Here is a 6,929-nt window from a genome sequence, read left to right as displayed (position 1 = left end):
GCCGCCGCCACCGCGGCGGGCCCGACGCCGGCCACCCCGACCGCCGCGGCCCCGGCGACTGCCCCGGCGGCGCCGAGTGGCACCTTCGACGGGTCGGTGGTGCAAACCAGTTACGGACCGGTGCAGGTGTCCGTGACGATCGCGAACGGGACGATCACCGAGGTCACGGCGCTCCAGCTGACCAACGACGGCGGCCGCTCGGTCATGATCAGCAAGCAGGCGGCGCCCATCCTCCGCGGCGAGGTGCTGACCGCCCAATCGTCCCAGGTGCAGAACGTCAGCGGGGCCACCTACACGACCAACGGCTACCTCACCTCCCTGCAGGCGGCCCTCGATGCCGCGAAGTTTTAGCCGGTACGGCCCCGTGATGCCGCCCGAAGCCCGCGTCTCGTCCGCGGAAGGTACAGCCGGAACCGACGCGCTCACCGTGACGTCAATGGGGACGGTGCTGAGCATCCGTTTCGGCGGGCCGGTCGAACCTGCGTCGCGCGCCGCCGCCCGCGACGCGGCCGCCCGCGTCTTCGCCGGGTGGGACTCGCGGTTCAGCCTGTACCGTGACGACTCTGAGCTGAGCCGGATCAACAGGGGGGAACTCCGCCTCACCCAGGCGAGCCCGGCGCTGCGGGACTGCTACGCGCAGGCCCTCGACTGGCGCGACCGCACCGACGGGATGTTCACCCCGCACCGGGCGGATGGCCTGCTCGACCTGTCCGGGGTGGTCAAGGCCCTTGCCATCGACGAGGCCGGGGGAGCGCTGCACGCCCTCGGCCTTGAGGACTGGTCGCTGAACGCGGGCGGGGACATCCTCGTCGCCGGCAGCCAGGCGCCCGGGCTCGACTGGGTGGTCGGCATCATCGACCCGACGGACCGGGCGCGCACGCTGGCCGTCGTTCCCCTCGCCAGGCCACTCCGGGCCGTCGCGACCTCCGGCAGCGCCGAGCGCGGCGATCACATCTGGGCTTTCGTCACCGGAGGGATCTCGCCCTACCGGCAGGTCACCGTCTTCGCCCGGGACATCGTGACCGCCGACGTGCTTGCCACGGCCATCATCGCCGGCGGCGAGGCGACCCTGAACCGGAGCACCGAGATCTGGCCCGTCGAGGTGCTCGCTGTACCGAGGGAGGGTTCACTCCTGGCAACCCCCGGGCTACGGGCCTGACCTCGGCCCGGCCTCTCGCAACATCCGCCGGACCTCCGCGCGCCACGTGCGATCGTCGACTTTTCAGGGACGTTCTCGGCGGTTTTCGCCGGCCCCGCACCCTTGTTGATGGAGGCCGTAGAGCGTACCGTGACTCGCCCGGGGGCACCCGGCCCTTTGCCCGGCGGGGAGGAACGATCATGACAATGGACCCGGATGGGCTCTGGCCCCGGCGGGCGGACGCGGCGAACGACGGCCTGGACGAGGATCGTGACCTTGACGATGTCGCCCTGACCCTCAATGAGGACCTACCGATCGACCCGGACGCCGACGAACGGACCGTCGACGCCGATGGCCGTTCCGTCGACTTCGACTTCGACGACGACGATGATCGCGACGACGATGATCGCGACGACGATGATCGCGACGACGATGATCGCGACGCCGATGATCGCGACGCCGATCGCGACGCGGACGAGTACCTGAGCTAGCCGGCAGGCCGGCCAGAGTCGAGGCCGAGCAGGCCGTGGTCGGGGTCGAGGGTGGCGAGAAGTCGACCGCAGATGTCGCTGAGTTGCGCGACCTGCCGGGCGCTGAGCGGGTCGAGGACGACCGTGCGAACCTCCTCGACGTGGCCGGGGGCGCTCGCCACGACCTTGGCCCAACCGGCATCCGTCAGCGTCGCCAGGGAGGTGCGGCCGTCACGCGGTGAGGCGCAGCGGGTGAGCAGTCCCTGAACCTCCAAGCGACCGATCACGTGGGACAGGCGCGACAGTGAGGCGTTGGTGCGCGCGGCCAGCTGGGTCAGGGCCATCGATTTGCCCGGGCTCTCCGAGATCATCGCGAGCACGTAGTACTCGAAGTGGGTGAGCCCGGCGTCCCGTTTGAGCTGGGCTTCGAGGCGGCTCGGGAGGAGCATGGTCACGGCCATCAGGCGCAGCCAGGCCTCGCGTTCGTCCGTGGTGAGCCAACGGGGTTCAGTCATGAGCCGACTCTACCCGTTGACTTGACGTTTCAACTGAAACGACGTAACTTTTAGTTGTTGCTTCAAGTAAACGCCGGCCGGCTTCGGCCGAAGGGCAACCTGTTCAGCGGCAGCCCCGTTACACCTCCAGGAAGAGAACAACATGACTGACATCACCATCATCGGCAGCGGCAACATGGCTCGTGGAATCGGCACCAGGGCGGTCGCCGCCGGACGCAGCCTCCAGATCCTGAGTCGCGATGAGGCGAAGGCGGCGGCGCTGGCGGCGGAACTCGGCGCAAGCGTCACGTCCGGCCCGCCCGATGCCGTGCCTGCGGGAAACATCGTGGTGCTGGCGGTTCCCTACGACGCTGCGCGCGAGATCGTCACCCTTCTCGGCGCGGCGCTGGCTGGAAAGACCGTGATCGACATCACAAACCCGATCGACTTCTCCACCTTCGACTCGCTCGTGGTTGCCCCCGGCACATCGGCGGCCGAGGAACTCGCCGCGCTCGCCGCGCCCGGCGTGACCATCGTGAAGGCGTTCAACACGACCTTCGCCGGCCCGCTGGCCGCCGAGACCGTTGCCGGCGAACCGCTCGACGTGTTCATCGCCTCCGACTCAGACGAGGCCGCCGCCGCCGTCGCATCGTTCGTCCAGGACGCCGGGCTGCGCCCGATCGTGGCCGGCCCGCTGCGCCGCGCGCGTGAACTGGAGGGCTTCCAGCTTCTCATCATGACGCTTCAGGCCAACCCGGCGTTCGACACCTTCAACTGGAACACCTCCCTCAAGGTGCTCGTCTAGCGTTCACTCGGGCGCGGTCGCGCCGCTTTCGGCAGGGCGCGCCCGCGGTCGCGGTCGCGCCCTGCCGAAACGGGCGCGGTGTGGGTTCGGACGATGCCGTGCGCGGGGGATCGTGAGGGCGGCGGTGGGGGCTCAGACGCCCGAGGCCCTGCGCCGCAGCCTCGCCGCCAGGAGCGCGATCGCGCGCCAGCCGAGCAGGAACACGCCGAGCACGATTGTTGCCACGACGATGAAGCTCGGCTGAACACCCTGTCCGCTGGCGAGCCGCAACAGCATCCCGACGGCCACCGTGCACAGCCAGACGCCGATGCCGGTCCAGACGATCCGCCCGGGGCTCCGCCAGGCGCGCAGCAGGATCCAGCCGATCGCGAGCCCGCCGAGGAACGGCCACCACGTCGTCAGAACTCCGAGGAGACCCTCGTCGTGGCTGGCCCGGCCGATCAGGACAAAGACCAGCACGAGGCCGGCGTCGATGGACGCAGCGGTGATGACGGATGCCGGGACTGCTCGCTCTGCTGTCATCCCCCAAGCCTACGGGCCTGTGGTGAACGGGCGGCCGGCGTTGTGGCCGCGCAGCAGGGCCGCACAGCAGGGCCGCGGCCCTAGATCGAGGTGCCGATCAGGGCGCCGATCGCCCACGTGACACCGAGGGCGAGCAGGCCGCCGACGACCACCCGGGAAATGGCGCGGGCCTTCGGGCTGCCGCCGAGGTAGGCGCTGAGCCAGCCGGTGACGACGAGGGCCACGGCGACCGCCAGGAATGTGGCCGGCAGGCGCCACTCGGGCGGCGGCAGCAGCACCGCGAGCAGCGGCAGGATGGCGCCGACGGTGAACGCGAGGGCGGAGGCGAACGCAGCATGCCACGGATTCGACAACTCCTCGGTGCCGATGTGCAGTTCCACCTCGAGGTGGGCGCCGAGCGCGTCGTGAGCGGTCAGCTCGAGCGCGACCTGCTGGGCGGTGTCGGAGCTGAGCCCCTTCGCCTGGTAGAGGCCCGCGAGTTCGGCCAGCTCCTGCTCCGGCATGTGTTCGAGCTCCCAGCGTTCCTTCGCGATCAGGGCTCGCTCGGTATCGCGCTGGCTACTCACCGACACGTATTCGCCCAGCGCCATTGAGATGGCGCCGGCGAGGAGGCTGGCGACACCGGCGATCAGGATGGCAGCGGCATCCGGCGTCGCGGCCGCAACGCCGACGACGAGGGCGGCAACCGAGACGATGCCGTCGTTGGCACCGAGCACGCCCGCGCGCAGCCAATTGAGGCGCGAGGCGTGACCTACGGAGTGGGGATCGGTGCCGTGGTCAGGTTCAGTCATGTCTGAATCCAACCATTGCCCGGTCGGCGGCGCCACCAAGGGCTGGCTTGCCTTCAGTCAGGCCCCGGCCGCACCGCGGCGGCGAGATCCGCGAGAGCGGACCGGTACTGCCGGGTGCGGTAGTACTCTCCGTGGCCTCCGACGGCTCCGGTGTACCCGCTTGTATCGATTTCGTCGGCGAATTCGTCAATCGGATTTACGTCTCGCCGGTTCGAGAAGGCCGGGAAGCCAAGCGGATCGGTCGCCCGCCACAGGCTGACCCAGCGCCGGGCGGGAACCAGCGGCCCGGCCGCTGCGGTATCCGCGGCGGGCACGGGTGTCGCTCCCGCCGAAGCGTCCGCGGCCCACGGGTCGGCCGCCCACAGCCGAGGCCGCAGGCACGGCGTGCTGCCGAGCACCGCCGGCCCGAGCAACTCGGGGAAGAACCGCCCGAAGTACGGGCGCAGTTGCACACCGAAGGTGAGCAGAGACATCCGAGGGCGGAGCCGTGTCCACTCCGGGTGCGAGGACAGCGAGAACAGCGCGGCCAGCGACACGACGGCGCCCATGCTGTGCGCCGCGAGCACCACCTCCCGCCGTCCGGTCGCCGGCGCCTCCGACTCGGGGCGCAGCCACCAGAGGATGCGGCGGGACACCTCCGGCACCGCCCGTTCGGCGTAACACGGCGCCCCGAGCGGGTGCCCGGCCCTGGGCAGGAAACAGGCCAGGTCCCAGACGATCGCCAGCGGACGGGTCGACCGGCCGGCCCCGGCGGGGAAGACGAGCCCGGCCAGCGCGAGGGCGGCAATGCCGGCCCAGGCTCCCATGGCCACGTCGAGCCAGGCCCGTACCCAGCCGGCATTGCCGATCCAGGCCGCCCTGACCTCGGCCGGCACCGGAGAAGCCGACAGTTGCGGGTAAAGCCACGACAACCACTCCGTCGCGAGGACGGCGAGCACCGCGGCCCCCGCCACGATCGCCACCGCCGGCTCGACCAGGTGCAGCCGCGCAGCCGTTGCCCGCTTCCGGTCCCGCACCGGGCCGAGCAGGGCGAGCAGCTCGGCCGCGGAACCCACCGGCATCGGCTGGTCCGCGGCGGATGTTTCGTCGGCCGGGGAAGGCGGCGTCCAGGCGGCAACCCGGCGAGCCACCGACCTCGGACGTACCAATGCCGCGCCGACGATCAGGAGCGCAACCGCGAAGAGGATCAGGGCGACGCCGCCGAACCACGGGTAGAGCATGGGGACGGTGAGCCGAGGATCTGGGGCCACGCACGTGTCGGCGCAGATCGCTCGCACGGCGGCAGCCGGTTCGGCCCCGACCGGACCGGAGCCGAGCAGCGCGCTCGCGCCTGACCCGCCGTTCAGCCAGTCGCCCGCCGCCACCGTGACCAGGCTGGACAGGACGAGCCCGATGCCGAGGGCGAGGCTGAGGAACACGGCAGGGGCCAGGCCGTGCCAGGCCTCGAACCGTCGCTCGGCCCCGGCGCGCGCGCGGCGGAAGAACACGCTCGACGCGATGATGGCGAGCATGAGCCCGACCAGCGCGAGGAGGGTCACCGCCGCGACCGTGAAACCGGACCGAGCGGATGCTCCGACGCCGCCGGTGGGCGCCCGACCAGCGAGCAGGAGCCCAACGGTCGCGAGATAGCCCGCGCCGCACAGGCCGGCCAGCGTCGTCTGCCAGCGGCCAGCCGAGGAGGAGGCCACGCCCTCGACCAGGAGGGTGCGAGTGCCGAAAACGGTGATCAGCGCGGTGAGGAGCAGGCCGCCGGAGACCCCGGTGGAAGCGTTCAGACTGAAGCCCCCACCGTCGACCACCGCCTGCGCACCCAGCTCGACCGAGACCAGGCTCAGCCCGGCCGCGAGGTGGCCGAGGGACAACCGCTGGGTTTCGCCGCGGCTGCTCCAGAACTGCGGCCTCGCGAGCAACGGGCCGCCGGTGCCCTGGGCGCCGGCGGAGTCGGCGGGCGGGGACGGGTCCCGTGCGTCGAGGTAGCGGTCGGCCACGTCGTAGCGCAGCCGGCTGATGCCCGACAACAGCCAGAGTCCCGCCACCACCAGCACGGGCACCAGGGAGAACAGGGCCATCCGGCGCCCGGGCGTCCACAGCGCCAGAGCTTCGAACGGTTGCGGTAGCACGGTGCAGACCAGGCTGCCCCCCGCATAACACTGCACGGCCAGCAGGTCGACGGCGACCGACGTGACCGTCGTCGACAGCAGCAGCGTGAGCAGTACGCCGAACAGGCGGACAAGACCGGCGCGTGCACTCAGTGCCGCGGTGCGGCCGTCGGTGGGCAGCCGCCAGCACCAGGCGGCGGCATTGGCGATGCTGAACGGCAGCAGAAGAGCCCAGCCGACCCGCGCCAGCCCGGCCACCAGCGCGCCGCCCGGCCCGGTCGGTTCGGGCGTGGTGCGCACGAGCCCGCCCCACGAGTACGCTTCGCGGCGGATGCGACGCGGCACGAAGCCGCGCCGGTCCGCGGCATCCATTTCCCGGCGAAGCCGGTCCAACGCCGCGGGAGTCGGGGTCCAGAAGCTGCCGAGCCGGTCACCGGCCACGCGCTCGACGTCCGCGGCCGCAAGGTCGAGCAGCTCCGCTGGGGCGGTGTTGTTGATGCCGTGCACCCGCAACTCGAGCACGCGCGGCTCCGGCACGCGGGGCGCGGGCACGCGGGGCCCGGGCACGCACGGCCGGGGCACGCGCGGCCCGGGCGCCTCCGGGGAGGGA

General features: G+C 71.6%; 8 protein-coding genes. 4 read left to right on the top strand and 4 right to left on the bottom strand.

Annotated elements, in window-relative coordinates:
• The 3 genes from E3O19_RS05655 to E3O19_RS05645 all read left to right on the top strand — a co-directional run.
• Positions 1–351: FMN-binding protein (locus E3O19_RS05655; protein WP_134566021.1), on the top strand; the 351-nt coding region annotated here is incomplete at its 5' end.
• Between the two features lie 16 nt (positions 352–367).
• Positions 368–1,159 (top strand): FAD:protein FMN transferase, encoded by a 792-nt coding sequence (locus tag E3O19_RS05650; protein WP_241981221.1) that lies wholly within the window; start codon positions 368–370, stop codon positions 1,157–1,159.
• Between the two features lie 179 nt (positions 1,160–1,338).
• Positions 1,339–1,629 carry a hypothetical protein gene (locus tag E3O19_RS05645; RefSeq protein WP_134566019.1) on the top strand — a complete coding sequence of 97 codons (291 nt, stop codon included), beginning with the start codon at positions 1,339–1,341 and terminating at the stop codon, positions 1,627–1,629.
• Here the strand turns inward: E3O19_RS05645 and E3O19_RS05640 are convergent.
• Positions 1,626–2,123 carry a MarR family winged helix-turn-helix transcriptional regulator gene (locus tag E3O19_RS05640; RefSeq protein ID WP_134566017.1) on the bottom strand — a complete coding sequence of 166 codons (498 nt, stop codon included), beginning with the start codon at positions 2,121–2,123 and terminating at the stop codon, positions 1,626–1,628. The two genes, E3O19_RS05645 and E3O19_RS05640, sit on opposite strands and share 4 nt — an antisense overlap.
• 142 nt (positions 2,124–2,265) lie before the next feature.
• On the opposite strand from E3O19_RS05640, the gene E3O19_RS05635 reads away from it, so the two are divergent.
• A complete protein-coding gene (locus tag E3O19_RS05635; RefSeq protein WP_134566015.1) occupies positions 2,266–2,907 on the top strand; it encodes an NADPH-dependent F420 reductase in 642 nt (213 codons plus the stop codon).
• A gap of 132 nt (positions 2,908–3,039) precedes the next feature.
• Here the strand turns inward: E3O19_RS05635 and E3O19_RS05630 are convergent, their stop codons facing one another.
• The 3 genes from E3O19_RS05630 to E3O19_RS05620 all read right to left on the bottom strand — a co-directional run.
• Complete coding sequence (locus E3O19_RS05630) at positions 3,040–3,429, bottom strand: DUF3054 domain-containing protein (RefSeq protein ID WP_134566014.1); 390 nt, start codon at positions 3,427–3,429, stop codon at positions 3,040–3,042.
• 80 nt (positions 3,430–3,509) lie between these two features.
• Positions 3,510–4,220 carry a VIT1/CCC1 transporter family protein gene (locus E3O19_RS05625; RefSeq protein ID WP_134566012.1) on the bottom strand — a complete coding sequence of 237 codons (711 nt, stop codon included), beginning with the start codon at positions 4,218–4,220 and terminating at the stop codon, positions 3,510–3,512.
• A gap of 53 nt (positions 4,221–4,273) precedes the next feature.
• Positions 4,274–6,929, bottom strand: a 2,656-nt coding sequence (locus E3O19_RS05620) for a hypothetical protein (protein ID WP_206750936.1), incomplete at its 5' end; no start/stop codon positions are given.

This window comes from Cryobacterium algoritolerans (assembly GCF_004402785.1).
GTDB classification, from domain to species: Bacteria; Actinomycetota; Actinomycetes; order Actinomycetales; family Microbacteriaceae; genus Cryobacterium; species Cryobacterium algoritolerans.
Note: the sequence above shows the minus strand (reverse complement) of the source record. Positions and strands in the feature narration are given on the sequence as shown.